Source organism: Streptosporangium becharense (assembly GCF_014204985.1).
Taxonomy (GTDB): Bacteria; Actinomycetota; Actinomycetes; order Streptosporangiales; family Streptosporangiaceae; genus Streptosporangium; species Streptosporangium becharense.
Genome location: NZ_JACHMP010000001.1, coordinates 5,264,275 through 5,287,809, shown reverse-complemented (window position 1 = coordinate 5,287,809; position 23,535 = coordinate 5,264,275). Strand labels below are relative to the sequence as shown.

Annotated in this window: 24 protein-coding genes and 1 tRNA gene; 6 read left to right on the top strand and 19 right to left on the bottom strand. The window is 70.7% G+C overall.

The window, feature by feature from the left end; translation table 11 throughout:
- The first annotated feature begins 658 nt into the window (after positions 1 to 658).
- A complete protein-coding gene (locus tag F4562_RS23235) occupies positions 659 to 1,042 on the top strand; it encodes a hypothetical protein (protein WP_184541167.1) in 384 nt (127 codons plus the stop codon).
- Between the two features lie 241 nt (positions 1,043 to 1,283).
- On the opposite strand, the gene F4562_RS23230 is transcribed toward F4562_RS23235, so the two are convergent.
- The gene (locus tag F4562_RS23230; RefSeq protein ID WP_184541168.1) at positions 1,284 to 1,802 is read right to left on the bottom strand and encodes an archease; all 519 of its coding nucleotides are present in this window, start codon (positions 1,800 to 1,802) and stop codon (positions 1,284 to 1,286) included.
- Positions 1,803 to 2,367: 565 nt separating this feature from the next.
- A tRNA-Lys gene (locus F4562_RS23225) sits at positions 2,368 to 2,444 on the bottom strand.
- 157 nt (positions 2,445 to 2,601) lie between these two features.
- Here F4562_RS23225 and F4562_RS23220 point away from each other — a divergent pair.
- Positions 2,602 to 2,973: a PRC-barrel domain containing protein gene (locus tag F4562_RS23220; RefSeq protein ID WP_246473522.1), complete on the top strand. Its 372-nt coding sequence runs from the start codon at positions 2,602 to 2,604 to the stop codon at positions 2,971 to 2,973.
- 107 nt (positions 2,974 to 3,080) lie between these two features.
- On the opposite strand, the gene F4562_RS23215 is transcribed toward F4562_RS23220, so the two are convergent.
- On the bottom strand, positions 3,081 to 3,677 hold the full coding sequence (locus F4562_RS23215) for a nucleotidyltransferase family protein (RefSeq protein WP_184541170.1): 597 nt from the start codon (positions 3,675 to 3,677) through the stop codon (positions 3,081 to 3,083).
- A 67-nt stretch (positions 3,678 to 3,744) separates the two neighbouring features.
- On the opposite strand from F4562_RS23215, the gene F4562_RS23210 reads away from it, so the two are divergent.
- Together F4562_RS23210 and F4562_RS23205 are read left to right on the top strand one after the other, a co-directional pair.
- Entirely contained in the window at positions 3,745 to 4,254 is a 510-nt protein-coding gene (locus tag F4562_RS23210; RefSeq protein WP_184541171.1) for a DUF6328 family protein, read from the top strand.
- A gap of 25 nt (positions 4,255 to 4,279) precedes the next feature.
- A complete protein-coding gene (locus tag F4562_RS23205; protein WP_175593845.1) occupies positions 4,280 to 4,429 on the top strand; it encodes a GPGG-motif small membrane protein in 150 nt (49 codons plus the stop codon).
- Between the two features lie 513 nt (positions 4,430 to 4,942).
- On the opposite strand, the gene F4562_RS23200 is transcribed toward F4562_RS23205, so the two are convergent.
- Positions 4,943 to 5,656: a metallophosphoesterase family protein gene (locus tag F4562_RS23200; protein ID WP_311733964.1), complete on the bottom strand. Its 714-nt coding sequence runs from the start codon at positions 5,654 to 5,656 to the stop codon at positions 4,943 to 4,945.
- Positions 5,653 to 5,898 (bottom strand): BON domain-containing protein, encoded by a 246-nt coding sequence (locus F4562_RS23195; protein ID WP_184541172.1) that lies wholly within the window; start codon positions 5,896 to 5,898, stop codon positions 5,653 to 5,655. The genes F4562_RS23200 and F4562_RS23195 overlap by 4 nt, the downstream gene beginning before the upstream one ends.
- 168 nt (positions 5,899 to 6,066) lie before the next feature.
- Between F4562_RS23195 and F4562_RS23190 the strand changes: the two genes are divergently transcribed.
- Entirely contained in the window at positions 6,067 to 7,287 is a 1,221-nt protein-coding gene (locus F4562_RS23190) for a glycosyltransferase (protein WP_184541173.1), read from the top strand.
- Between the two features lie 312 nt (positions 7,288 to 7,599).
- Here the strand turns inward: F4562_RS23190 and F4562_RS23185 are convergent, their stop codons facing one another.
- Positions 7,600 to 7,818: a DUF4235 domain-containing protein gene (locus F4562_RS23185; protein ID WP_311733965.1), complete on the bottom strand. Its 219-nt coding sequence runs from the start codon at positions 7,816 to 7,818 to the stop codon at positions 7,600 to 7,602.
- 240 nt (positions 7,819 to 8,058) lie between these two features.
- On the bottom strand, positions 8,059 to 8,316 hold the full coding sequence (locus tag F4562_RS23180; protein WP_184541175.1) for a DUF6458 family protein: 258 nt from the start codon (positions 8,314 to 8,316) through the stop codon (positions 8,059 to 8,061).
- 76 nt (positions 8,317 to 8,392) lie between these two features.
- Between F4562_RS23180 and F4562_RS23175 the strand changes: the two genes are divergently transcribed.
- Positions 8,393 to 8,911: a shikimate kinase gene (locus F4562_RS23175; RefSeq protein ID WP_311733966.1), complete on the top strand. Its 519-nt coding sequence runs from the start codon at positions 8,393 to 8,395 to the stop codon at positions 8,909 to 8,911.
- A 42-nt stretch (positions 8,912 to 8,953) separates the two neighbouring features.
- Here F4562_RS23175 and F4562_RS23170 read toward each other — a convergent pair whose 3' ends face one another.
- The 12 genes from F4562_RS23170 to F4562_RS23115 form a co-directional block, all read right to left on the bottom strand.
- On the bottom strand, positions 8,954 to 9,790 hold the full coding sequence (locus tag F4562_RS23170) for a MetQ/NlpA family ABC transporter substrate-binding protein (RefSeq protein WP_184541176.1): 837 nt from the start codon (positions 9,788 to 9,790) through the stop codon (positions 8,954 to 8,956).
- A 67-nt stretch (positions 9,791 to 9,857) separates the two neighbouring features.
- Entirely contained in the window at positions 9,858 to 10,514 is a 657-nt protein-coding gene (locus tag F4562_RS23165; RefSeq protein ID WP_184541177.1) for a DUF305 domain-containing protein, read from the bottom strand.
- Between the two features lie 184 nt (positions 10,515 to 10,698).
- Positions 10,699 to 11,568, bottom strand: coding sequence for a lytic polysaccharide monooxygenase (locus F4562_RS23160; RefSeq protein ID WP_221206788.1), 870 nt, complete (start codon positions 11,566 to 11,568; stop codon positions 10,699 to 10,701).
- Positions 11,569 to 11,709: 141 nt separating this feature from the next.
- A complete protein-coding gene (locus F4562_RS23155) occupies positions 11,710 to 11,847 on the bottom strand; it encodes a zinc-binding dehydrogenase (protein WP_246474290.1) in 138 nt (45 codons plus the stop codon).
- 170 nt (positions 11,848 to 12,017) lie between these two features.
- Complete coding sequence (locus F4562_RS23150) at positions 12,018 to 14,996, bottom strand: M14 family metallopeptidase (protein WP_221206789.1); 2,979 nt, start codon at positions 14,994 to 14,996, stop codon at positions 12,018 to 12,020.
- Positions 14,997 to 15,374: 378 nt separating this feature from the next.
- Positions 15,375 to 16,580 (bottom strand): hypothetical protein, encoded by a 1,206-nt coding sequence (locus tag F4562_RS23145; protein WP_184541179.1) that lies wholly within the window; start codon positions 16,578 to 16,580, stop codon positions 15,375 to 15,377.
- A 142-nt stretch (positions 16,581 to 16,722) separates the two neighbouring features.
- Positions 16,723 to 17,955 (bottom strand): hypothetical protein, encoded by a 1,233-nt coding sequence (locus tag F4562_RS23140; protein ID WP_184541180.1) that lies wholly within the window; start codon positions 17,953 to 17,955, stop codon positions 16,723 to 16,725.
- Between the two features lie 49 nt (positions 17,956 to 18,004).
- Positions 18,005 to 19,252, bottom strand: coding sequence for a glucarate dehydratase family protein (locus F4562_RS23135; RefSeq protein WP_184541181.1), 1,248 nt, complete (start codon positions 19,250 to 19,252; stop codon positions 18,005 to 18,007).
- A complete protein-coding gene (locus F4562_RS23130; RefSeq protein WP_184541182.1) occupies positions 19,249 to 20,154 on the bottom strand; it encodes a 5-dehydro-4-deoxyglucarate dehydratase in 906 nt (301 codons plus the stop codon). Before F4562_RS23130 ends, F4562_RS23135 begins: the two co-directional genes overlap by 4 nt.
- Before the next feature lie 71 nt (positions 20,155 to 20,225).
- A complete protein-coding gene (locus F4562_RS23125) occupies positions 20,226 to 21,521 on the bottom strand; it encodes an ABC transporter substrate-binding protein (RefSeq protein ID WP_184541183.1) in 1,296 nt (431 codons plus the stop codon).
- Between the two features lie 55 nt (positions 21,522 to 21,576).
- Complete coding sequence (locus F4562_RS23120) at positions 21,577 to 22,401, bottom strand: carbohydrate ABC transporter permease (protein WP_184541184.1); 825 nt, start codon at positions 22,399 to 22,401, stop codon at positions 21,577 to 21,579.
- Positions 22,401 to 23,369, bottom strand: coding sequence for a carbohydrate ABC transporter permease (locus F4562_RS23115; protein WP_221206790.1), 969 nt, complete (start codon positions 23,367 to 23,369; stop codon positions 22,401 to 22,403). Before F4562_RS23115 ends, F4562_RS23120 begins: the two co-directional genes overlap by 1 nt.
- Positions 23,370 to 23,535: the final 166 nt, after the last annotated feature.

Genomic DNA, 23,535 nt, shown 5'->3' with positions numbered 1-23,535 from the left:
GCTCGGTGTTTCACGAGGGTACGGGTTGTCCGGGCCTGCGGTCCGGATCGAGGGGTCCATGGGGGGTGCCTCCGAACGGAAGGGTAGGGATCCGAGGCGGACCGATCCGAGAGAGCGCTCTCTGAGCCAGAAGGTAACCGGCGGCTTGGTGGTCGTCAATATTTCCCGTCGGCGGCGAGGAGGGGGAGGGAGTGAGGGAAGACGATTACGGACGTGGGGAAATCAGGGGTTTTCACTTAGCCCGAAGTCCTTCGTGCGCCACACGGCACAGCTTTCCCGGGCGAGCGCACGCAGGCCCGACGACAAGCCCGCCCGCAGAAATGTGAGAGCGCTCTCCGGCAGCTCGCACTCCGCACGCCGACCCCGGCCCCGGTCCCGGTCCCGGTCCCGCGGATCGCACACACTCCGCACGCCGACCTCGGGCCCCAGCCCCGCGGATCGCACATCACCTCGACCCGGTGGGTCGCACTCCCCCAGGCCCGGCGGGTCGCACACAGCCCCGGCCCCGGCCGCGTTCACCCCGCGACCCCGCACGCATGCCCGGCCGAAGAGCCGGACGCAATCCACCTCGCGGCGGCAAAACCAGGACTGGACACCGAGCGTGATGTTACTTTTACTTTCAGTGACCAGATCGGCACCCTCAGCCCCAGGAGGCAACATGCGTCACAGGAAGCCCATGACCTTCACGGCGATCGCCGCGGCCGTCGGGCTCGCCGGGTTCGCGACGATGACCGTCGCCGCCTCGGCGACGGTCTCGGTGCCCGCGCCGGTTCCGGAGGCCGCAGCTCCCGCCGCCGACTTCACGGGGTACCAGCTCATCAAGCTGCCCAACGCCAATGTCCCCAACTTCCAGCGCCGCACGGTGCGGTGCCCCTCGGGCAAGAGGGCCATCGGCGGCGGCGCCGAGGCCCAGGGGAACGAGGCCATCCTGGTCGGGTCCTTCCCGACGGACGACGGCCTCGGCTGGATCGGGCTCGGCCGCCAGCCCGGTCACAACGACGTCGGCATCAGCGTCTTCGTGATCTGCGCCAACGTCAGCTGATCCCACCCATACGGGGCCATCGGGCCCGGCCGGCCGACGAGGGCCCGGCCGGGCCCCTTCCCTGTCCGCCGCCAAGCGTGTTCGCCGGGCATTCCCGCTGACCGCTCCCGTCAGGTATCCGCCGCCGAGCACGACCGCTCCCGTCAGGTATCCGCCGCCGAGCACGTTCGCCGGGCATCCCCGCCGGACCGCTCCCCGCCGGGCATCCCCGCCGGACCGCTCCCCGCCGGGCATCCCGCCGTCACTCCCCGCCGGGTATCCGCCGCCAAGCGTGTTCGCCGGCCCGGACGTCCACGATCACATGACATCTCCACCCGCCTCCCACATGCTCGAAGACGACGTCGTCGGCTACGGGAGCCGCCACGGGCAGCACGTTCACCTCCGCGACCTGCACCATCACCATGACCAGGGTGACGCCTCCGTCGGCATCCTCCACGATCTCGATGTCCGCGGGCACCTGCCCGCACGTCTCCAGCCGTGTGATCACCCGGCGTAGCGCACCCGCCAGGAGGTCCGGATCCGACTCCGGTCTGATCCACTCGACGGTCTGCTCGCAGGGTGCCGTGACGCCGGACCGTACGACCCCCTCGACCAGCCCGCGCACGGCCTGCGCCACACACTCGGCCCTGTTGGGCGACCAGGCGTCCAGCACGAGGCGGTCGTCGCGAAAACGGACCCGGTATCCCACCGCCGCGGCCCGGTCCCCTACCTCTCCGTTGCCCATGCCGTCCCCCTCGACCCGCACAACGTTGGAGTCCACTCTGCGCCGGATTTCGTTTCTCCGGTAGAGCCGGGGCCCGCCGGAGACCGTCCCGAAGGACCGGACCTTCACCCGGGAGAACCGAAGGAACCGCGCCGAACGGGAACTCCGGCCCGGAGGGCAGGAAACCCGGCCGGGAGAACGGGAAGCCCGGCCGGGAGAACGATGACCTGCGAGGGTGTGGGACGCCCGTGAGACCACGGGCGCCCCGTTGGGGAGGTAGGTGGGGCGCCCGCCGGGAAGACCGAGCGAGCCGTCGCCGTGGAAGGTGACTGCCGTGGGACGGTGCGTTCGGCCTTTCAGCCTCCCCCGGTGGGCGCCCGAACACAATGATCACGTCACGAGCCCGCCCCCGGCAGGGCCGTTCGGCCCTCTGACGAGTGGTCTTTGGACCCGACCGGTCGGGGTGTCATGTGACCGGCAGCCCCCGTGCGGGCCGGAGCCCGCCGCGCGGCCGGGAGCATCCCGGGGCCGGGAGCGTCACGCGGCCGGGAGCGTCCCGGGGCCGGGCACTCCGGGAGAATGCGGAAACCCCAGGCCGGACCTGCCGACCTGGGGTTTCCTGTGGTGCGCCGCCAGGGACTCGAACCCCGGACCCGCTGATTAAGAGTCAGCTGCTCTAACCAACTGAGCTAGCGGCGCTTGACCTCGACAAGACTACCGGACTCGATGACATGGTCCGCACATCGACTGGTTGAGGTGTGATGACCGGAACGTCGGCAGAGTGGTCCGTTTAACGATGTTCTCCTGGGTAGTGCACTCGTCGACCAGAGAATCAAGCCAAAGGGAGATGTCAACCATGCAGCCTGAGCTCTGGAACTACCGTGCCGACGTGTACGGCGACGGCAAGACGCTCGATCTGGCCGGATACCACGTCGAGGCCACCGACGGGAAGATCGGTAGCATCGACGAGGCCACGTACGAGGTCGGTGAGAGCTACATCGTCGTCGACACCGGGCCGTGGATCTTCGGCAAGAAGGTCCTCCTCCCGGCGAGCACGGTGACCCAGATCGACCCGCAGGACAAGAAGGTCTACCTCGCGCGGACCAAGCAGGAGATCAAGGACGCTCCGGAGTTCGACGAGGCGACCTTCAAGGAGCCCGCCTACCGTGACCGGGTCGGCGAGTACTACGGCCGCTTCCCCTTCGGCGGGGGGCCGGGCACGTACTGATCCGGGCACGTACCGGCAGGGTCCGATCTGATCGGACAGGGAGGGTCCCGCCACTCGGCGGGACCCTCCCCTGCTTTCCGGTTCGGGGCCGGTTCCTCCGGACCGGTTCAGGGCCAGGAGGGATCGCCCGAGGAGTCGAGCGGGCCGGGGACGACATCCAGGCGTTCCAGCAGGACGAGGAATGTCGCGGCGTACGGGGAGTCCTGGACGACCGCGGCGACCCGGTTCCAGTCGACCTGCTCGCGCAGCGCTCTGACCTGGGGCAGCAGCCCGCTGTAGTCGCAGCTGTGCTCCGAGAGCGGCATCAGCCAGGAGATGACCAGGTCGGTGGCTTCCAACACGGGCAGGATGACCGCCGAGGCCTTCAGCGGTTCGGCACGCTTGAGCAGCTCCGGGGTGACCGGGCGATCGCATATCCGGAAGATCAGATCGACCAGCCTGCCCTCGTCGTACGCCTTGACCAGCCAGTCCTCCGGAGGCTTGGCCGTCTTGAACCCCAGCTTGTCCAGTGCTTCAAGCGCGAGCGGCACATCCTCCTGCGGAAGGACGAAGTCCACGTCGTGCAGGGAGGGAGCGGCTCCCCGCGCGTACGCGGCGCATCCCCCGGCGAGCGCGAACCTGACGTCCGCGTCCTTCAACCCGGTGCTTGCCTTCTTGAGCGTTTCCAAGATGGCGTCGGTGACCTCATGGCTGTGGCTTCCCATGAGCAGACGCCTACCCCGCAGATCCCCAGGTAGGCATAGCAAACCCCGGCCGGGGTAAACGGAGCTCATGATTCACCCTGAACCCACCCAAATGGAAGAGGGACAGCCCGGCGAGAGCCACAAGGAACGTGTGGACCGGGAACTCGGTGAACTGCTGCAGGGGTTACGCGTGGCGGTCACCGGGGTGCAGGTGCTGTTCGCCTTCCTGCTCACCGTGCCGTTCGCGCCGGGTTTCACCAAGGTGGACTCCCTGGGGCGTTGGCTGTTCTTCATCGCGCTGCTCAGCGCCGCCCTGGCCTCCGTCTGTTTCATCACCCCGGCCACCCAGCACCGCCTGCTGTTCCGGACCGGGCTGAAGGAGAAGATGCTGCACCGCGCCAACGAGATCGGCGTCGTGGGAGCCATCGGGCTCGCCATCTCGATGACCAGCTCGGTCGCACTCGTGGCGGAGACCGTCATCAATGCCTGGCCGGCCGCGTTGTTCGGCGGAATCGTGGCACTGACCAGCGCCTGGCTCTGGTTTATCCAGCCGATTATTGATCTGTACCGGATCAAGCACCAAAAGGATGTTAAGTAGCGGAAAGTGAGGGCAGTCCCGGGTTATGGCTACTTTGCTCTGGATCATCGCAGTGGTTCTCGTCATCGCCGGGATCTACGTCATCCTGGCCCGTCGCGACCTCCTCTGGGGGATCGTCCTCATCGTTCTCGGATTCCTCGTCGGCCCGGGGGGTGTGAGCATCTTCAATGTCTGACGCGGGTTCACCACCCGCCTACCGTCGTCCGGCGCGAACGCCGCCCTGTCGGATCCGGCGCGGACCTGAAGCCCGTATCCGGCATGTCACCATCGGCCGTTCCGCAGACCATCCGGTCCGGGCCTCGTGCCCGCGACCCGAGACCGAAACCGGCCAAGTGCCCGGAAAACCTCCGGCGAAGGCGAACAGCCACCGCCGGAAACAAAAGTCGCCCCGAAAAATCACAAAAAAGAAGCTTCGCGGGCCGGGTTTCCCGGCCCGCTTCTTCTTGCATCGAGCGGCCCGCTTCTCCTTGGCTCCCGGCTCTCCCCGATTCCGGGTGGCGTTCTCCTCTTTCCCTGGATTCCGAGGCCGGGCTCCCCGGGTTCCGGAGCGGGGTTCCCGGGTTCCGGGGCGGGGCTCCCTCGGATTCCGGGGCCGAGGCGCCGCGGCGTCACCACGGCGCCCTCGGAGGCAGTGCAGCACCCTGCGGGGGTGTCGTCGTCGATTTCGCCCGTGGCCACCACGGCGTCCTCAGAGGCAGTACACCCCGTACGCCCGGCCCAGCACCGGCAGCGCCACGTTGCGCACCCGGATGCCGCCCGGGGTCATGCCCTTCTCCGTTCCGGCGTGCGCGTGCCCGTGGACGATCAGGTCGGCGCCTTCGGCGTCGGCCGCCTCGGCCAGCAGGTAGCTGCCGAGGAAGGGGTAGATCTCCAGCGGTTCCCCGTGCAGCGTGTCCTTGACCGGGGAGTAGTGGGACAGCACCACCCGCCGGTCAGCCTGCAGTTCCTTCAGCGCCACCCGCCAGCGGTCCGCGATGCGCTTGGTGTGGCCGATGAACGCCTTGATCTCCCGCTCGCCGAAGTCACTGGCGCACTTTCCGGCGTACCCGCCGCCGAAACCCTTGCCGCCGACCACGCCGAGCCGCACGCCGTCGATGTCCAGCACGGTCGCGTCGTCGTGCAGGACCTGGATGCCGGCGTCGCGCAGCAGGGCGGCGATCTCAGCGGGTCTGTCGGAGTGGTGGTCGTGGTTGCCCAGGACGGCGACCACGGGCACCGGCAGGTCGCGGAACTCGTCCGCCACCACCTTCGCCTCCTCCAGGGTGCCGTGCCGGGTCAGGTCTCCGGCGAGCAGCAGGACGTCGGCCCGGTCCTGGATGTCGCGGAGCCGTTCGCGATAACTCCCCCTGAGGCTCTCGTCCAGGTGTACGTCTCCGACCGCCGCGATCCGCAGCTCTCTCACAGTTTCTCCTCCCCCACCGGTTCGCGGACGTCCACGACGTCGATCTCGTTGTGGATCACCAGCCCCGGAGCCGCCTCGCGGGCCACCTCGGTGATCAGGCGGCAGCGTTCGGCGCAGTTGACCTGGCCGCGCAGGTAGAGCTGGTCGCCCCGGACATCCACCCGGATGCCGAGTTCCGTGGTTCTGTCATCCTCGGCGAGCGCGCGCTGGACGCGCGCCGCGATGTACTGCGGAGCCTCCATCGTCGAACTCCTTCCATCCAAAACAGATCGCCTTCCCGTGATGTCCGAGGTGAAACGCGGTTGACCCGGCGCGGAACGTGTTTGAAAAAGTGGCCGGGGGAATGAAACCCGATCGGATGCCTAGGACGCAGGCACGCTCTCTTCCACAGAGTCGGCGGAGCCGTGCCTATGAAGATCGCAATGGTGTCCGAGCACGCCAGTCCCCTGGCCACCGTCGGGGGAACCGACGCCGGGGGTCAGAACGTCCATGTCGCCGCGCTGTCCCTCGCACTCGCCGCGCAGGGCCACGAGGTGGCCGTCTACACCCGCCGGGAATCCCCCTTCCAGCAGGACGAGGTCGTCTTCGCACCCGGCGTGACCGTGGTGCACGTCCCCGCCGGGCCCGCCATGGTACTGGCCAAGGACGACCTGCTCCCCTGGATGCCCGACTTCAGCCGCTGGCTGGCCACCCGCTGGACGGCCACGCCGCCCGACATCGCCCACAGCCACTTCTGGATGAGCGGGCTGGCCGCCCTGGCCGCCGCCCGGGACACCGCGGTGCCCGTCGCGCACACCTTCCACGCCCTCGGCACGGTCAAGCGCCGTCACCAGGGAACGGCCGACACCAGCCCGCGCGAGCGCGTCGAGATCGAGACGTTCCTCGCCCGGCACGTGGACGTGGTCGTCGCCACCTGCACCGACGAGGTGGCCGAGCTGGACCGGATGCGCGTCTCCCGCAACCGTACAGCGATCGTCCCGTGCGGGGTGGACGTACGCGCCTTCACCCCGGTGGGCCCGCGGGAGGAGCTGGGCCCGGGGCCGGTGCTGCTGTCCATCGGCCGCCCGGTGCCGCGCAAAGGGGTGGAGACCGTGATCCGGGCACTGCGCCACGTCCCGGACGCGACTCTGGTCGTCGCCGGCGGCGAGCCGGGCGACCCGGAGGTGAACCGGCTGTCGCGGATCGCCGGGCACCACGGGGTGGTGGAGCGCGTCCGCTTCCTCGGCAGGGTGGGCCGCGACTCCGTCCCCGCCCTGATGCGCGCGGCGAGCGCGGTGGTGAGCGTGCCCTGGTACGAGCCGTTCGGCATCGTGCCGCTGGAGGCCATGGCCTGCGGTGTCCCGGTGGTCGCCTCCGCCGTGGGCGGGCACCTGGACACGGTGCTGCCGGGCGTCACCGGCCTGCTGGTCCCGCCGCGCGACCCGGAGGCGCTCGGGTGCGCGTTACGGCACCTGCTCGCCGACCCGCTGCTGACGGCGGCGTACGGCGCCGCCGCCGCGGAGCGGGCACGATCCCGTTACGGCTGGGACGGGGTCGCCGCCGAGACCCTCGCCGTCTACGCGGACGTGCTCTCCTCCCGGGCCGGGACGCGGCGGTCACGCCGCGGCCGGACGCGGGCAGGCGCCGCATGAGCCTCTCCCGAAGCGAGCCCGGTGAACAGACCTGACGGTACGAGAGGGCCTCACACACGAACGGACGGCACGGGACGGCGCCACACACGAACGGACGGCACGGGACGGCGCCACACACGAACGGACGGCACGGGACAGCGCCACACGCGAAGGACCCCGGCCCCTCATGGGGCCGGGGTCCCGGTGTGCGCAAACCCGGGGGCGGGTGCCCGGAAGTCCTGGAGCTCCGGCGTCCGGAAGTTGCGACGTCCAGAAGCTCCGGCGTCCGGAAGTTCGGAAGTTTCGACGTCCGGGAGTTCCGGCGTCCCGGTGTCACTTACCGGTGGCTCTGTGGATGCTGCGCGCCGCGGAACGGTCGATCGCCGCCTTGACCACACCGAAGATCGCACCCTGGATGGCCGAGGCGAGCAGGATCTCGCGCCACCCGTACTCCTCCGATGTCGCCTGCGGCGCGTCGTCCTTGCCCGACACGACCTTCCAGATCTGCTTGAAGATGGCCCCGGCGATCGCACCGCCGATCATTCCGCTCACGGCGCTCGCACTTCGGGATACGGCCCTGCTCAACGTCCCGTCCTCCATTCGCGTCTACCAAGGGGGCACGACTACCCGTCAGGGGTGGGCTCTAACGGATTCGCCTGTGTCCGGGGAGCCGCGGGCGGCGTCCGTAGGCGGACGCGGCTCCGGCGTGATTGCGACACTGCTCCGGCACTGCTTCGGCACTGCTACGACACAGTGTCGACCCTGTTCGTTCTCGCGTGGGGTGTCCCGCGGTCACATCACCGGCGGGTCGTTGTAGTGACGCTCCTCGTAGACGCGGCGGTGGGTCACCGGATCCTCGACCACGGTGGTGGGCTCCACGGCCCGGCGGGCGATCCTGAGACGGTAGATCGCGAACGAGAGCCAGACGAGGCCGCCGAGCATCAGGATGACACCGACGATGTTGATGTCGAACCCGGCGATGTCGAACTCGACGGCCCACGCGAGAATGGCGCCGAGCATGATGAGAATGATGCCGCCTGCGATGGTCATGGGATTTCCTCCTTCGAGCCAACGCATCACCCCTATCCCCCATACGAATCTCAAACGTCACCCGCCGGAGGCAGCAGTGGAGTATGACCGCCCGATCGTCGTCACGGGCCTGATGGGCTCAGGAAAGTCATCCGTGGGGCGGCTGCTGGCGGAGGAGCTCGGCCGCGAGCTCCGCGACAGCGACCCCGACATCGCGGCGCGGTACGGCGGTGCGACGGCGGCGGAGACCGTCGCGAGCGAGGGGGCCGGGGTGCTTCACGCGCGTGAGGCCTCGCACCTGCGGGAGTCCCTGGCCGAGCGTCCCCCGGTGGTGGTCGCGGCGGCGGCGAGCGTGGTGGATGATCCGGAGAGCCGGGCCGCGATGGGCCCGGCGCTGGTGGTGTGGCTGGACGCGCCACCGGCGGTGCTGGCCGAGCGGATGCGCTCCGGCGCGCACCGGCCGCATTTCGAACCGGACCTGGAGGCGATGCTGACCAAGCAGCGGACGCGCAGGGGACCGCTGTTCGCGGAGGTGGCGGACCTGACGTTCGACGTGTCGTCGACGTCCCCCGAGGAGGTGGCCGCCGCGGTGCTCTCGTCCCTCGACGAGCGGTGACGCCTCACGAGCACCCGGCGGGCGCCTCCTCCCGGCGGCCTCTCACTGGGCGGGCAGCACCGCACCCTTGTACTTGTCCTCGATGAACTTCTTGACCTCGGGGCCCTGAAGGACCTCGGCGAGCTTCTTGACGCGCGGGTCGCCGACCTTGGCGGGCACCGTCACCAGGCCGTTGGCGTACGGGTTGTTCTCGCCCTTCTCCAGGAGGAGGGAGTCGGTCGCGGGCTGGAGCCCCGATTCCAGGGCGTAGTTGCCGTTGATGACCGCGGCGTCGACGTCCTCCAGGGAGCGGGGCAGCTGGGCCGCCTCCAGCGGCTGGAACTTCAGCTCCTTGGGGTTGCCCGCCACGTCGCGCTCGGTCGCCTTGACGCCGACGCCCTCTTTGAGGGTGATCACACCATTGTCGGCCAGGAGCTTGAGCGAGCGGCCGAGGTTGCTCGCGTCGTTGGGCAGGGCCACCTGGGCACCCTGGGCGAGCTCGCCGATGCTCTTGATCTTCTTGGAGTAGAGGCCCAGCGGCTCGATGTGAACCGGGGCGACCCAGCTCAGCGTGATGCCCTTGCCCTTGGAGAACTCCTCCAGGTACGGGATGTGCTGGAAGTAGTTGGCGTCCAGGTTTCCCTCGTCGAGCTGGGTGTTGGGCTGGACGTAGTCGGTGAACTCGACGATCTCCAGGTTCAGCCCGGCCTTGGCGGCGAGGTTGTCCTTGACGTACTTGAGCACCTCGCCGTGGGGCACGGGGTTGACCCCGACCTTGATCGGTGCGTCGGCCGCCGGGGTCGCGGAACCGGCCTGTGTCGCGTCGGTCGACGCGCCGCCGCACGCGGCGAGGGTCCCGGCCAGAACCAGTCCGGTGACGACCCCGAGGAACTTACGCATGACTCTCCCCTATTTCCCTTATGTCAGGTAGGAAATATCTCACAGGGGGGAGTCAGTGGACAAACCGTTATCGGCCCAGCAGGCCGATCATCTGCGAGATCTGCGCCGTACGCGAGGCGTCGACCCTCCCGGCCATCTCCCTGACCTGCGAGTTCAGCCCACCCGCCAGCGCGGCCCTGGCCATCTGGGCGGCGTCGTCCTGCTGGGCGATCAGCATGTTGAGGAACCTCCTCTCGAATTCGGCCGGCGGCGCCCCGGTGAGCGCCGCAATCTCCTCCTCGCTGATCTCCGGCATCCCGCCGTGGGCGGCGTGCTCGTCATCCTCGGCCGTGGCGGGCCGGCCCCAGGTACGCAGCAGACCGGCCATCGAGGCGGCCTCATGCTCCTGGGTGGCGCCGATCGCCTCGGCCAGTCGCCGGACCTCGGGGCGGACCGGCCGTTCCCGGGCCAGCCGCACCAGCTCCACCCCCTGGCCGTTGTGGGGCACCATCATCTGCAGGAACATCACATCGGCGGCGTTGAACACCGCCCCCGCGGCGGTCCGCACGGGCGAACCGGGCGGCACGCCACCGTGTTCCCCGTGGCCGGTGCCGGCGGACGTCCCCCGACCGGCGGCGCCGTGCGCTCCGTGACCGGCGCCACCGCGCAGCTCGTGGATGCTGTGGGCACCGCAGCCCGCGAGCAGCAGGACGCCCAGGAGCGCCGCCGGAACCATGCGTCTCATCGTGACTCCTCGGGCGGGGCCGTTCCACCCGGAACGACGTGGGTTCTTCCGGGTGGAAGGGCATGGGCCTTCAACAGGAACGACGCAGGCCGTTCCGGCCGGGGTGGGGCGGGCCGCCTCGGCCGGAACGGTGCGAGCCGTCGGACCGGGACCGCGCGGGCCGTCCCGGTCGGCACTCATCGGGTCAGACGGCTTCCCACAGCGCTGCGACGGCCGGCGGCTCCCAGCCGGGCAGGGAGGTGTGCGCCTGCCGGCACCGGTAGGTCACGCCGCCGTAGGTGACCAGAGCACCCACCTGGTAGGCGGTGTTGGCCGCCCAGGTCCCGCTCGGCTGCGTGGGCGTCACGGTCGGGGTGGGGCTCTGCGTGGGGTTCTGCGTGGGCGTCACGGTCGGGGTCGGTGACGGGCCGGGGTTGTTGCCGCCGCCGAAGTCGACGTCGGAGCAGGTGTAGAAGGCCTCGGTGCTGCCCACCACACGCTGCCAGATGGAGTAGAGGATGTGGCGTCCGCTGCGCTGCGGGAGGTTGATCGTCCAGTTGGTGAAGGTGGTCGGGTTCTGGTTGGTGAAGGTCCTGATGTGCTCCAGGTCGGACCAGCGCAACGGCTGGGACGGGTCGTAGCCCGCCCTGGTGATGTAGAACTCGAAGTTGCTGTTCGCGTGTGGCGCGGTCGCGTGGTAGGTGATCGTCAGCGCGCCGGGGGAGACCCTGGTCGCGGGCCAGTCGGTCCGGGTGAGGTTGAGCCCCCGGTACTTCTCCCGTCCGGCGCCGCACAGCTGGCCGTCCGGGATGATCGCACGGTGGTTGCCGCCGGCCTCCAGCCGGGACACCTCGTGCCAGTCGTAGAAGGCCTGGGTGCCGCCCGCCGCGATGGCCGCCTTGCACGCGGCGGACTTCGGGGTCTCCGGGCCTTCGCTCTTGCAGACGTAGGCCCGGCTCGGCGGGTTCGACATGGAGCCGTGGGCGACGGCCGGCGCGGACGGCAGCAGCGCCAGCACGGAACCCGCGGTGATCGCGGCGGCGCCGACGGCGGCCGCCCTGTGTCGCTTGTGCACGTGGACTCCTCCTTAGGGGGAAAGGGAGGCGGAACATGTCCAACGGCCGACGGATAGCACGTTATTAACAAGAAACCTTACTAAGAATTAAGGCGGTTTGACCAGACCCCAGCCCGATTCGGCACATCGCGGCCCGGTCCCTCACCCGGTCGTGAGCACGACCTTGCCACGCCCGTGCCGGGTCTCGACCTCGCGGTGGGCGTCCGCGACCCGGTGGAGCGGGCAGGTCCGCCGGACGGGGAAGGGGGTAGAGGCGCACCTGCCCCTCGGCCGCCTCAGGGATCGTCACCTCACACCGAAGACACCGAAGACACCGAAGACGCGGAGGACACGGAGGACACCGAAGACGCGCGGACGGACCGGCGGGCGACCCGCACCCAGGGGGTGCGCGCGAAGGCCGGGCGCCGCGGGGGCGGCACCCGGCCTCGCGAGGGCGGACCCGGTACGGGTCAGCCGATCAGGTGCTTCATGATCTTCTTGATGGTCGCGGCCCGCTCCGCCGGGTCCGCCACCTGCTCCAGGCCGAAGCCGAGGAACACGCTGTCCTTCGTCGAGACGGCCGCCGTCTTGTCGGCCCGTGCCCGGGTGAAGTCACCGGAACCCGCCGGGCTGCCCTGCGGCGGCCCGGGCACCGACCAGGCGCCGAGGCCGGACTCGAAGCCCTCGGCGACCGGTTCGCCGCCGGTGGTGGTGACCCTGGTGTCGTCCACGAACACACCGGCACCGCCGGTGGCCGGGTCGGTCACGTAGCTCACCGACACCTCGACCTGCCGGCCCGCGTACGCGGACAGGTCGAAGGCCACCTGCCGCCAGCCGCCCGAGTCGCCGGTGAAGGCGTTCCACGAGCCGCTGGTCCCGGTCGCCGTGCACGGGGTGCCCGGCGTCAGGTAGCGCAGCAGCCACGGGTGCCCCCGCAGCAGGTAGCCGGCCGCGCAGTCGGCCGGGACCGCGGTGGAGGTCCGGCCGTTCAGGTCGGGCAGCGTTGTCCAGTCGTCCTGCCCGGTCGTGTGCGCCTCGACGATGACGTGGTCGTACCCCTGCTCGGTGTCGAAGGAGAGCTGGAACCCGAGCTTGGGCTGCTGCCCCGCGGTGACCGACGTCAGGTCGATCGTCCGCGTCAGCCGCATGTAGGCGTCGTCGGTGTGCTCGCCGGCCATGTGCCATTCGCCCTCGACGGGGTCGAATGGCCCGGTCGCCCCGATGTACTCGGCCGACGCCTCGCTCCTGAACTGCGGGAACCTGTCCGGCGGCAGGGTGTCGCTCGTCACCTGCAGGCTGCCCGCCTCGTTCAGCGGGTTGTCGGCGACCGCGGGGCCGCCGAAGGTGCCGCCGGTGCCCTTCAGCACGTCTCCGGTGCCGGTGAACCCGGTCGGCCCGTTGCGCGGGCTGCGGCCGTCGACGCCCAGGTAGTACTGGGCGAAGTCGTCGGCCAGGATCAGGCACTCCTCGTAGAAGCCGGCCGAGGTGGTGATGACGCAGTCGGCGTCCGGGGCACCGTCCAGACCGTAGTAGACGCCGCCCAGCGTGTCGCCGAGCAGGCCGAAGTATCCGGCGGTCTCGCCGGTGTGCAGCAGCTTGCCGCCCTCGTTCAGGTAGTCGCGGACCGAGATGGTCAGGTCCTGCTGCGAGCGTCTGACGTCCAGGTCGGGCAGCGGGCCGAGCGGGGTCTGGGTTGCCACGTCCTGGGTGTCCATCGCCAGCCGGTCGTCACCGAGGTACCACGCCACCGCCTTGAAGTGGCTGAGCACCCCGAGGTGGTGCGGCACGCCCTGGGCGTCGACGTCCCATGTCTCGGAGGCGTAGCCGGCGCTCTCCAGCGCCTGCGCGTACTGCGCGGCGTACTTCGGCGCGGTCACCGACGGCGGGTAGTCGGGGTTGAGGCCGGTGTAGTCCTCGTTGGCCAGGACGAGCACCCCGGCCTTGGACTTCTTCTCCAGCTTGTACGTGAAGCGCTCGCTCTCCACGGTGCCGGTGCCGGCCCTGCGACCGGTGAACCACACCTCGACCTCGTCGCCCGGCTCGGCGCCTTCGACCCTGGCGCGGTACTCGGCGAAGTACTCGTCGTTCTCGTCGCCGTACCTCTCGCCACCGTTCCACTCGGTGAGCGCGCGGGTCCGCACGGGGCCGCCGTTGACGCGGAAACGCATCCGCTTGGCCGACAGGGAGCGCCGGGCGACCACGGCGACCGGCTGCGGGTCGCCGTACGAGACGGAGAAGGTGTCGGGGTCGAAGTCGGGGACGGTGCCGCCGACCGGGGAGACCGGCCGGTCGGGGGTCTTCACCGACGCGGCGGTGGCGACCGCGAGCGGGATGTTCTTGGCGAACTCCGCCTGGACCAGCGCCTCGCTGTCGGGGAAGGTGAAGCCGAGGCCGCCCTCGCAGTCGGCGAGCGTCCACTCGTCGTCCGGGACGCTCTCCACCGCGACCTCACAGGTGCTCATCTCCGGCGTGACCGCCAGGATGTGCCGCCTGTTGGTCATGTGGCCGTCGGTCTCACCGTTGGTGGTGTAGAGCTCGGCGCCGAGGTCGGGGTCGTACCCGGGGACGGCGGGTTTCGCGTCGTCCCCGAGCAGCGCCTCGAAGATCAGGTCGTCGGGCGAGGGGGTGGCCTGCTGCCAGCCGATCCCGTACAGCAGCAGCTGGGCGGCCGAGTGGTAGTTGAGCATGTAGGTGAAGCGGACCCTCTTGGTGAGGTCGTCCATGGCCCGGGTCTCCGGCTCCGACTGCGGACGCGCGCCGCGGTAGGTCTGGCTGGCCGGGTTGGCGGAGGAACCCTCGTTGTCGTAGCCCCACTTGTAGGCGAAGTTGCGGTTGAGGTCGACGCCGTCGGCCGTGGTGAGCCGCCCGTCACCGTCGTTGTCGCGCAGGTTCTTGCGCCAGAGCCGGTTGCCCTCGGTGAAGGTGTGGTCGTAGCCGTCGGGGTTGGCCACCGGGACGAACCACAGCTCGGTGGTGTCGACCAGCCTGGTGAGCTCGGGGTCGGTGCCGTAGCCGTTGAGGAAGTGGAGCAGGAGCCTGCGGGTCATCTCCGGGGTGATCCACTCGCGGGCGTGCTGGGCGGAGGCGTAGAGCACGGCCTTGCGGGTGCCGTCCCTGAGCTGCCGCGCGTTCTTGGTGACCTTGATCGCGGTGAGGGGCTGTCCCTTGAGCGTGGTGCCGAAGTCGACGACCTTCGCGATGCCGGGCCTGGCGTTCGCGGCGGCGACGATCTGCTCGCGGATGCCCCCGGCGCCGCCGTACGGCTTGAAGACGCCGTCGCCCTTGGCGGCCCTCCGGTCGGCCGCGGGCTGTTGTGCCCGCAGGTCGAGACCGTCGCCGCGGAGCTGTTCCGCCTGGACGGCGCCGAGAATCGCCTGGACGGCGACTTTCTTACCGTCGGCGGACCTGGTGATCCGCAGTTCTTCCCGGTCGACGCCGGATTTCAGCAATATGCCGAGTTGTTCGGGTGTTATTTCTCCGGTGTATACGTGTATTCCCTCTTCGCCGGCCGGTGGGCTCGGCGTCGCCACGGCGGGTGAGCCCACCACCATGGACAACAGGAGGGATCCGGTGGCGAGAATGGAAAGTCCCGCGATTTTCATAAGACCTCCGACCATCCCGTGGAAACGGGGATGGGGGAAATCTGCGCGGTGATCGGAGCAGAGTCAACGACGACTCTCGCCATTTTTGCATTTCTCGCCGCACGTGACCGGCGAAGAAATAGGCTTTTCCCCAACGCAAGGGACATGCCGTGGTGCATCCGCCCGGCCCGGCACCGGCCCGGTGCCCCCGCGGGCCTCCGGTCCGGTGCCGGGCCGGTCCCGGCGTCAGTCGGCCGCCCGCACCACGGCGAGGGTCTCGGCCAGCGGAGCCTGCGGGACGAAGTGACCGAAGGTGTCGTTGGCGAAGAAGGAGACACCGTCGACGTATGCGGCCTCGGCGGCGAGCGTCTCGCGCTGGAACAGGTAGGTGCGGCGGTCGTCCAGGTGGGTGCGGTACCAGTACCAGGGGTCGACGAAGTCCAGTCCGAACAGCACGCGCGGCCCGTCCAGCGCCGCCTTGCTGCGCACGTTGGGCACGATCTCGGTGCGCTCGACGAGCACGGCGAAGGTGGAGACGAGGATCGCGTCGAGCGTGGCGTAGCAGGCGTCCGACATGCCCCAGGCCTCCCGCTCGACGTCGGCCCGCCAGTAGGTGTCCATCCAGTAGACGAGGCGGTCCCCCATGGCCGCGCGCAGGCGGGTGAAGAACCGCTCGATCCCGGCGCGGCGCCCGGCCGTGGGCTCGGGGGCGTTGCGCGGGTTCCAGAAACCGACCAGGCCGAACTGGTTGCCGAGCAGGATGCCGTCGAGGTCGAAGTCCGCGACGAACGCGGCCGTCTGGGCGGCCACGAAGTCCCCGGCCGCCAGCCCCGCGGCGAAGCCCTGCGGATAGGCCGCGTAGGCGCGGGGGTCGGCGGCGAGCGGGAGGGTCACGTCGACGACACCGGGCACCACGTGCCCGCCGGCGTCGGCGGCGGCCGCGGAGACCTCGGGGTGGCGCAGCGTCTTCCACTCGCTGCGGCAGAACTCCGGCCCCGGCTCCAGGTACTCCAGCAGTCGCACCTCCAGCCCCCGCCGGGCGGCGACCCGGCGGATCGCCGTGTAGACGCCCGCCAGGACGTGATAGTCCATCGGCTGCTCCGACAGGGTGAACATCGGCCCGGCCGAGTACGGGTTGGACGAGCGCTCCCCGCCCTCGCGCACCCGGACCAGCCAGTCGAGGTTGTGCGCGCGGGCTGGCGCCGCCGGCCCGCCCTCACCTGGCGCGAAACAGTTGTAGCGGGCCCAGTCGAAACGAGCCGAACGGTCGCCGCTGTAGTTGAGCACATGGTCGCCGTTGGAGGCGCAGAAGACGACGGTCACCGGACGGCCGTCGGTCCAGGCGGCATGGTGGTCGAAGAACGCCTCGATCCCGGGGACGGGGTCGGTGAGGTCGTCGAAGATCTTGGGGGTGATCCACAGGCACGCCTCAAGGGGCTGCGAACGCGTCATGGTTCCTTCCAGGGTCGTCGTGGGAGCCGGCCGCCGGGTCCGCCGCGGAACCGCCGCGTGCGGGGCCGCACGGAGCCGGATGCGGCCACATTGAGCCGTACGGCCCCGCCTGGAGCCGGGTGGGGGTGGGCCCGCCTGGCGCTCATCCGGCGCGGAGCGCGGCCAGCGCGCCGGCGGCGGCGGTCAGTCGGGAGGTGGAGGCGAACCCCGCGTGATAGAGGTGAAGCTCGTCCGCCCCGGCGGACAGCAGACGGCCCCAGTCGCGGGCGAACGCCGCGGCGTCGGGCGGGTGCGGCGGCAGGATGGTGACGTACGCACCCAGGCGCGGACCGGGCCCCGCGGCCTCACGTCCACCCCCCGGGGCAGCCGCCCGCCCGGCCTCCGGCACGGTCGCCGGCACGGCCTCGCGCATGGCCTCGCGCATGGTCTCGCGCATGGCGGCCAGGGTGGCGGCTCCGGTCTCAGCGGTTCCCCAGCAGCCGGCCACGTAGGTGTCGATCCGCCTCCCGGCGTCGAGGACCACCGCGCCGGGCGCGGTGGCCCACGGGTCGGCGGAGGCGTGGAAGACGAGCCGGGCGACCCCGGCCCGCCGGACCAGCCGGATCACCTCCTCCCGCAGCGATCCCGTCGCGGCCCGCCGGACCCGCAGGACCGGCTCGGCCAGGGGGCCGAGCGCCTCGGCGACGGAGCCGTGCCCGGCGCCGACGGCTGCGCGCACCACCGCGCCGAGCCGGTCGGGCTCCACCCCCTCCGCGGTCAGGGAACGCCGGCACGCGCGGCACAGGCAGATCGACAGCAGCGCCTCGTCCGTACCGGTCCAGTCGGCGCCCGCCGTCTTCTCGTGGTGGCCCTGGTGCCCGATCCCGAGCGGGCCGCACGCCTCGACCACGAGCCCGTCGGGGGCACCCTGCGCCAGCACCTCCGCCACGACCAGTCCGCAGTAGCCGCGGACGTCCGGATCGGACGGGCACAGGGCGTAGGGGTAGCGGTCGCCGAAGGCGTTGCGCACGGTGAGCTCGGGATGGCGCTCGCCGAGGATCGTGCTGTGCGTCAGCACGACCCAGGCGTCGACGGCGAGCCCGTGGCCGCCCAGCGCCTCGCGCGCGCGGCCGAACGCGTCCTCGCCGCCCGCCCAGGCCGCGCCGCTCTCCGGGACGAGCCTGCTACCCGCCCAGACGCCGGCCCTGACGGGCACGTACAGGGCCGCGTGCCGGGCGTCCACCACGCGCCGCCGCGGGTGGTGCGGGGTGCAGGCCCGCACCGAGTGGTAGGCCGCGGCGAGGGCGACGGACCCGGCCCCGAGCCGGGCCACCCGCTCGGGGGCGGCCGGATCTCCCACGACGTCCCACGGATGCAGGTAGACGGTGCTCCTCACGTGGCCCCCCTCGGCGTCCCGCGTGCGGGGCGCCGGGCCGTTCCCGGGCTCACCAGCGCGGCAGGGCGGGGTCGTAGCCGGGCTCGATCCGGCGCATGTAGCCGGTGTCGTCGCGGCGTTCGCGGCCGGACGCGATGTACGCCCCGTGCAGCCGGTCCAGCACCGCGTGGTCGAGCTCCACCCCGAGGCCGGGCCCGCGGGGGACCGGCACCGCGCCGTCCACGAAGCGCAGCGGCCCGCCGGCCACCACGTCGTCGGCGGCGTTCCACGGGTAGTGGGTGTCGCACGCGTAGGTGAGGTTCGGCGTCGCCGCCGCGACGTGCGTCATCGCCGCGAGGCTGATGCCCAGGTGGGAGTTGGAGTGCATCGACATGCCCAGCCCGAGCGTCTCGCAGACCGCGGCCAGCTCGCGGGTGCGGCGCAGCCCTCCCCAGTAGTGGTGGTCGGAGAGCACGACCTGGACGGCGTCGCGCTCCACCGCGGGCCGGACCTCCTCGAATGAGACCACGCACATGTTGGTCGCCAGCGGCATCGTCGCGGTGGCGGACACGGCCGCCATCCCCTCGACCCCGGCGGTCGGGTCCTCCAGGTACTCCAGCACCCCCTTGAGCTCGTCCGCCACGTATCGTGACGTCTCGACCGTCCACGCGCAGTTGGGGTCGATCCGCAGCGGGTGGTCGGGGAACGCCTCCCGGAGGGCACGGATCGCCGCGATCTCCTGGTCGGGCGGGAAGACGCCGCCCTTGAGCTTGATGGAGCGGAACCCGTACCGGTCGATCATCCGGCGGGCCTGGTCGACCACCCCCGCCGGGTCGAGCGCGGCACCCCACTCGTCGCCGACGGCCGCGCCGCCGTCGAGCGCCGGGTGCTCGGCCCACTTGTAGAACAGGTAGGCGCTGTAGGGCACCGCGTCGCGGACGGCCCCGCCCAGCAGGTCGCTGACCGGCAGGCCGGTGAGCCTGCCCTGGGCGTCCAGGCAGGCGACCTCGATCGCGGAGAAGGCCGCGACGCGGTCGATCTTCCGCAGCGGGCCGCCGGGCCCGCCGAGCGCCTCGTCGACGGCCCGCTCGATCGCGCCGGTGGCGAAGACGCTCATGCCGCGGATCCGTTCGCCCGCCGCGACGAGCCGCTCGACGTGCGCGCGTTCGCCGGGGCATTCGCCGAGGCCGACGACGCCGCCCTCGACGACGAGTTGCAGCACGCAGCGGAGCACCAGGGGCTCGTGCACCCCGCTCGCGTTCAGCAGGGGCGGGTCGCGGAAGGCGACGGGGGTGACGACCAGGTCGAGGATCCTCATCGGCCGACCAGCTCCAGGCCGCGGCCGATGAGGGCGTCCAGCCGTTCCAGGTGCTCGGGGGTGGGGTCCACCAGCGGCGGACGCACCCCTCCGACGTCGAGGCCGCGCAGCCGCACGCCCGCCTTGACCAGGGAGACGGGGTAGCCGCTCACCTCCTCGCGCAGCGCGACCAGCGGCTCGTAGAACTCCTCCAGCAGGGTCCGGGCGGTCGTGTCGTCACCGGTGCCGACCGCCCGGTGGAAGCGGAGCGCTACCTCGGGGGCGAAGCCGAAGACCGCCGAGGAGTACAGCGGCACGCCGATCGTGCGGTACGCCTGCGCGGTCATCTCGGCGGTCGGCAGGCCGTTGAAGAACTGGAATCCCTCCCCGGCCTCGCGGCGCACGGCGAGCACCGTGCGCTGCATCAGCTCGATGCTGCCGACGCCGTCCTTGATCCCGACGACGTTGGGCACGGCGGCCATCTCGGCGGCCGTACCCGGGGTGGGGACGGCGGCGCCGCGCTGGTAGAAGATGATCCGCAGCGAGGTGGCGGCCGAGACCGCCCGGACGTACTCCAGCAAGCCCCGCTGGGGGCCGGTCACCAGGTAGGGCGGCATGAGCAGGACGCCGTCGGCGCCCGCGCGCTCGATCCGGCGCACCTGCTCCAGCGCGACCGGCAGCGGGCCGCCGGCGGCGGCGAAGACCGGCACCCGGCCGGCCGTGACCGCGGCGGCGACCCGCGCGCAGGTCTCGATCTCCGCCGGCGAGAGGGCGTGGAACTCCCCCGTGCCGCAGGCGACGAACACGCCGCCGGCACCCGCCCCGACGCCGTTCTCGATGTGCTCGGCCAAGGCGTCCTCGTCCACACCCCCGTCGCCACCGAACGGTGTCACCGGGAAGAACAGGATTCCTTCGAAGGTCATAACTTCCTCACTGTCGTTGCGGATGAGCCGGTGACGGCGGGCGGCGTCGTCCCCCCGGCCGGAGCCCGTCCTCACTTCTCGGACGCGAACGCCTTGTCCATGCGGCTGAGCACGGTGGGGACGTCGATCGTCCCGTTGAACAGCTCCTGGATGGACGTCAGGTGCTCCTGCTGCACCTTGGGGCCGGGCCAGGCCTGGTCGGGGTAGACCGTCGCCCTGCCCGCCTTGACCGCGTCGAGCACCGGCTGCTGCAGGGCGTCGGCCTTGAACGTCGTGGTCGGCAGCGCGGGGCTGCTCCCCGAGGCGGTCGCGTAGAGCGCCTGCGCCTCCTCCGAGGCCAGGAACTGCATGAACTTCCTGGCGAGCTCGGGGTTCTTCGCCTTGGCGTTGACGCCGTACTCGATGCCGACCGCGACGGGGACGTGGACGCCGTCCGCGCTGTCGGTCGCCGGGAACGGGCTCAACGAGAACGTGGTGCCCTCGGGGGCGTACTTGCGGGCCGACTGGACGGCCGAGATGACGTGCACCGCCCCCAGGGCCTTGCCCTGCCCGAGCATCTGCATTTGCTCGTCGTAGCCGACCCCGTTGGGGCTGTCGTTGAAGCAGCCGGAGTCCCGCATCTGCAGGTACTTCTCCATCGCCTGCTTCCACTCGGACTTGGCGAAGCTGGCCTTGCCGTCCTTCTGCTGCTGGGCGAAGTCCGGGTTCGGCCCGTACACCAGCGACGCCGTCAGCGCGTACGGCACCAACTGGGTGACCCAGGACGACTTCAGGCCGAGGGAGAAGGCGATCACGCCCTTCTCTTTCGCGGCCTTGCAGAAGCTCAGCACCTCCGACCAGGTGGCGGGCTTGCTCAGCCCGCTCTTGCTCAGGGCCTGGTCGTTCCAGACGGCGCCGATCGCGCCGATCGTCACCGGGATGGCGACGATCTTGCCGTTCGGGTCGGAGGAGACGGCCTTCTGGGCCTCGCTCAACTTGGCGGCCCAGCTTTCGCCGGACAGGTCCATGAGCATGCCGTCGGCGCCAAGGTCCCGGACCGCCATCGTGTTGCCGCCGCCGGGCCACATCCGGAACACGTCGGGGGCGGTGCCGGAGGAGAGCTGGGTGCGCAACTGCTGCTGGTAGGAGGCGTCGTCCTCGGTGTAGGTGGCCTTGACGGTGACGCCGGGGTTGGCCTTCTGGAACGCCTCGACCACGGCCTGCGCCGGGCCCTGGCCCGCCGCGGCGAAGGTCAGCACCTGGGAGGCGTCGCCGCCGGTGGCGCCGCCGGCGGATCCTCCGGATGTGGAGCAGGCGCCGAGGGCCGCGACCGTGACGGTGAGGCAGCACAGTGCGGTGAGCGGCCGGGTGGGGCGGGTGGACTTCATGGCTCCTCCGAGTCGGAGAGGTGGGGCGGGGGGTGAGGTGGGGCGGGGGCGGGCGTCAGCCTTTGAGGCCGCCCGCGAAGCCCTTGATGATGTGCTTCTGGAGCGCGAAGTAGACGACCAGGATCGGGATGACGCTGATGACGAGCCCGGCGAAGATCAGCGGCCACTGTGACACGTACTGGCTCACGAAGCCGTAGATGGCGACCGGTGCGGTGGTGTTGTCGCTGCCGCCGAGGTAGAGCAGCGGGGTGAAGAACTCGTTCCAGATGCCCACCGCGTTGAGGATGACCACGGTGCCGGTCACCGGCCGCAGCAGCGGGAAGACCACCGTCAGGAACGACCTCGTCGGGCCGCATCCGTCCAGCAGCGCGGCCTCCTCGTAGTCCGGCGGCAGCTCGCGCAGGAACATCGTGTACAGGAAGACCGAGAAGGGCATCTGCTGCCCGACGTTGATGAGGACGACCGACCAGAGCGAGCCGAGCAGGCCGGCGTCCCGCATGGTCGCGTACAGCGGGAGCAGGGCCAGCTGCCCCGGGACGAGCAGGCCGCCGATCAGGAAGTAGAAGGTGTACCGGGACCACCCGCGGGTGACGCGGGCGAGCGGGTAGGCGGCCGGCGCCGAGCAGGCGACGATCAGGATGACGCTGAGCGCGGTGATGGCGAAGCTGTTGGCCAGCGCCGCACCCAGGCTGGCCTGGTTCCACGCCTGCACGTAGTTGTCGAGCGTCGGCGGGAACTCGAACGCCAGCGCGCTCGTCTGGCTGCTCTGCGGTTTCAGCGAGACGTTGAGCAGCCCGACGAGGGGCACGAGGAACACGAGCGCGACGAGGATGAGGGTGACTTCCCGCGTCAGCGTCCGCCAGGTGTAGCGCGCGTGCATCAGTGACTCTTCCTGAGCGTGAGGCGGTACTGGACGGCCGCGAGGATCGCGATGACCAGGGTCATGACGACGGCGAGGGCGATGGAGAGGGGGTAGTCGCCCAGTGTGAAGGCGCTCTTGTAGATGACCGTGGAGGTCGTCTCCGTCGCGGTGCCGGGGCCTCCGCCTGTCATGGCCATGACCTGGTCGAACTGTTTCAGGCCGCCGATGAGGCAGAGCATCACGTTGATGACGACCGCCCCGTTGAGCAGGGGGAGGACGACGTTGCGGAACTTGCTCCACGGGCCGGCGCCGTCGATCGTCGCCGCCTCCAGCACCTCCCTCGGGATGGCCTGCAACCCGGCCAGGTAGATCACCATCGAGTAGCCGGAGAACTGCCAGACGATCTCGGCGGCGATGGCGTAGAGCGCGGTGTCGGGGTCGCCCAGCCAGTCGTGGGCCAGCGACCCCAGCCCCAGGCCGGTGAGCGCGTCGTTGACCGCGCCGTTCGGGGAGAGCAGGTAGCTCCACACGAAGCCGGCCACGAGCGGGGTGAGCACGACGGGTGCGAAGAAGATCACGCGGAGCACGTAACGGCTCTTCACCACGGTGTTGACGCCGAGCGCCAGCAACAGCCCCGCGGCGTTCTGCAGGACGGTCACCACGGCGGCCAGGATCAGCGTGTTGACCAGGGCGTCCTGCGCCGCCCGGTCGGCGAGGACCGCGCTGAAGTTGTCCAGGCCGACGAAGGACCAGTCGGGTCTCAGCCCGTTCCAGTCGGTGAAGGAGAAGAACGCGCCGTTGACGCTGGGGACGACGACGATGAAGAGGTAGACGGCGATCGCCGGCACGACGAACCACCACGGTGCCCGGACTCCCACCCGGTGGGGCTCGCGGCCGGGTCGCCCGGAACGGCCGCCCGTGTCGGGGAGAGGCCGGTCCCGGGTCGCGGCCCCCGAAGCAGTGTTCGTCACGTGGGGTGCAGCCACTGTGTGACTCCTCTCCGTGGGTGTTCTCGTGGGCGGGTTCTCGGCGTCGTCCGAGCGTCCGGCGTTCTCCGGGAGATCTCCGGCTCGGGAGCGTGCACGCCGGGCGGTGTTCCATGGCCACCTTCTGTTCACATATGTGAAACAGTTCATGTCAGTGGACGTATGC

What these genes read in the sequence shown, in the direction of transcription:
- F4562_RS23165 (WP_184541177.1), bottom strand. Translation starts at nt 10,514, where the DNA reads ATGAGACGCATGGTTCCGGCGGCGCTCCTGGGCGTCCTGCTGCTCGCG.
- F4562_RS23135 (WP_184541181.1), bottom strand. Translation starts at nt 19,252, where the DNA reads ATGAGGATCCTCGACCTGGTCGTCACCCCCGTCGCCTTCCGCGACCCG.
- F4562_RS23125 (WP_184541183.1), bottom strand. Translation starts at nt 21,521, where the DNA reads ATGAAGTCCACCCGCCCCACCCGGCCGCTCACCGCACTGTGCTGCCTC.
- F4562_RS23215 (WP_184541170.1), bottom strand. Translation starts at nt 3,677, where the DNA reads ATGGGAAGCCACAGCCATGAGGTCACCGACGCCATCTTGGAAACGCTC.
- F4562_RS23205 (WP_175593845.1), top strand. Translation starts at nt 4,280, where the DNA reads ATGGCTACTTTGCTCTGGATCATCGCAGTGGTTCTCGTCATCGCCGGG.
- F4562_RS23180 (WP_184541175.1), bottom strand. Translation starts at nt 8,316, where the DNA reads ATGACCATCGCAGGCGGCATCATTCTCATCATGCTCGGCGCCATTCTC.
- F4562_RS23210 (WP_184541171.1), top strand. Translation starts at nt 3,745, where the DNA reads ATGATTCACCCTGAACCCACCCAAATGGAAGAGGGACAGCCCGGCGAG.
- F4562_RS23220 (WP_246473522.1), top strand. Translation starts at nt 2,602, where the DNA reads ATGCAGCCTGAGCTCTGGAACTACCGTGCCGACGTGTACGGCGACGGC.
- F4562_RS23195 (WP_184541172.1), bottom strand. Translation starts at nt 5,898, where the DNA reads ATGGAGGCTCCGCAGTACATCGCGGCGCGCGTCCAGCGCGCGCTCGCC.
- F4562_RS23130 (WP_184541182.1), bottom strand. Translation starts at nt 20,154, where the DNA reads ATGACCTTCGAAGGAATCCTGTTCTTCCCGGTGACACCGTTCGGTGGC.
- F4562_RS23190 (WP_184541173.1), top strand. Translation starts at nt 6,067, where the DNA reads ATGAAGATCGCAATGGTGTCCGAGCACGCCAGTCCCCTGGCCACCGTC.
- F4562_RS23145 (WP_184541179.1), bottom strand. Translation starts at nt 16,580, where the DNA reads ATGACGCGTTCGCAGCCCCTTGAGGCGTGCCTGTGGATCACCCCCAAG.
- F4562_RS23120 (WP_184541184.1), bottom strand. Translation starts at nt 22,401, where the DNA reads ATGCACGCGCGCTACACCTGGCGGACGCTGACGCGGGAAGTCACCCTC.
- F4562_RS23235 (WP_184541167.1), top strand. Translation starts at nt 659, where the DNA reads ATGCGTCACAGGAAGCCCATGACCTTCACGGCGATCGCCGCGGCCGTC.
- F4562_RS23170 (WP_184541176.1), bottom strand. Translation starts at nt 9,790, where the DNA reads ATGCGTAAGTTCCTCGGGGTCGTCACCGGACTGGTTCTGGCCGGGACC.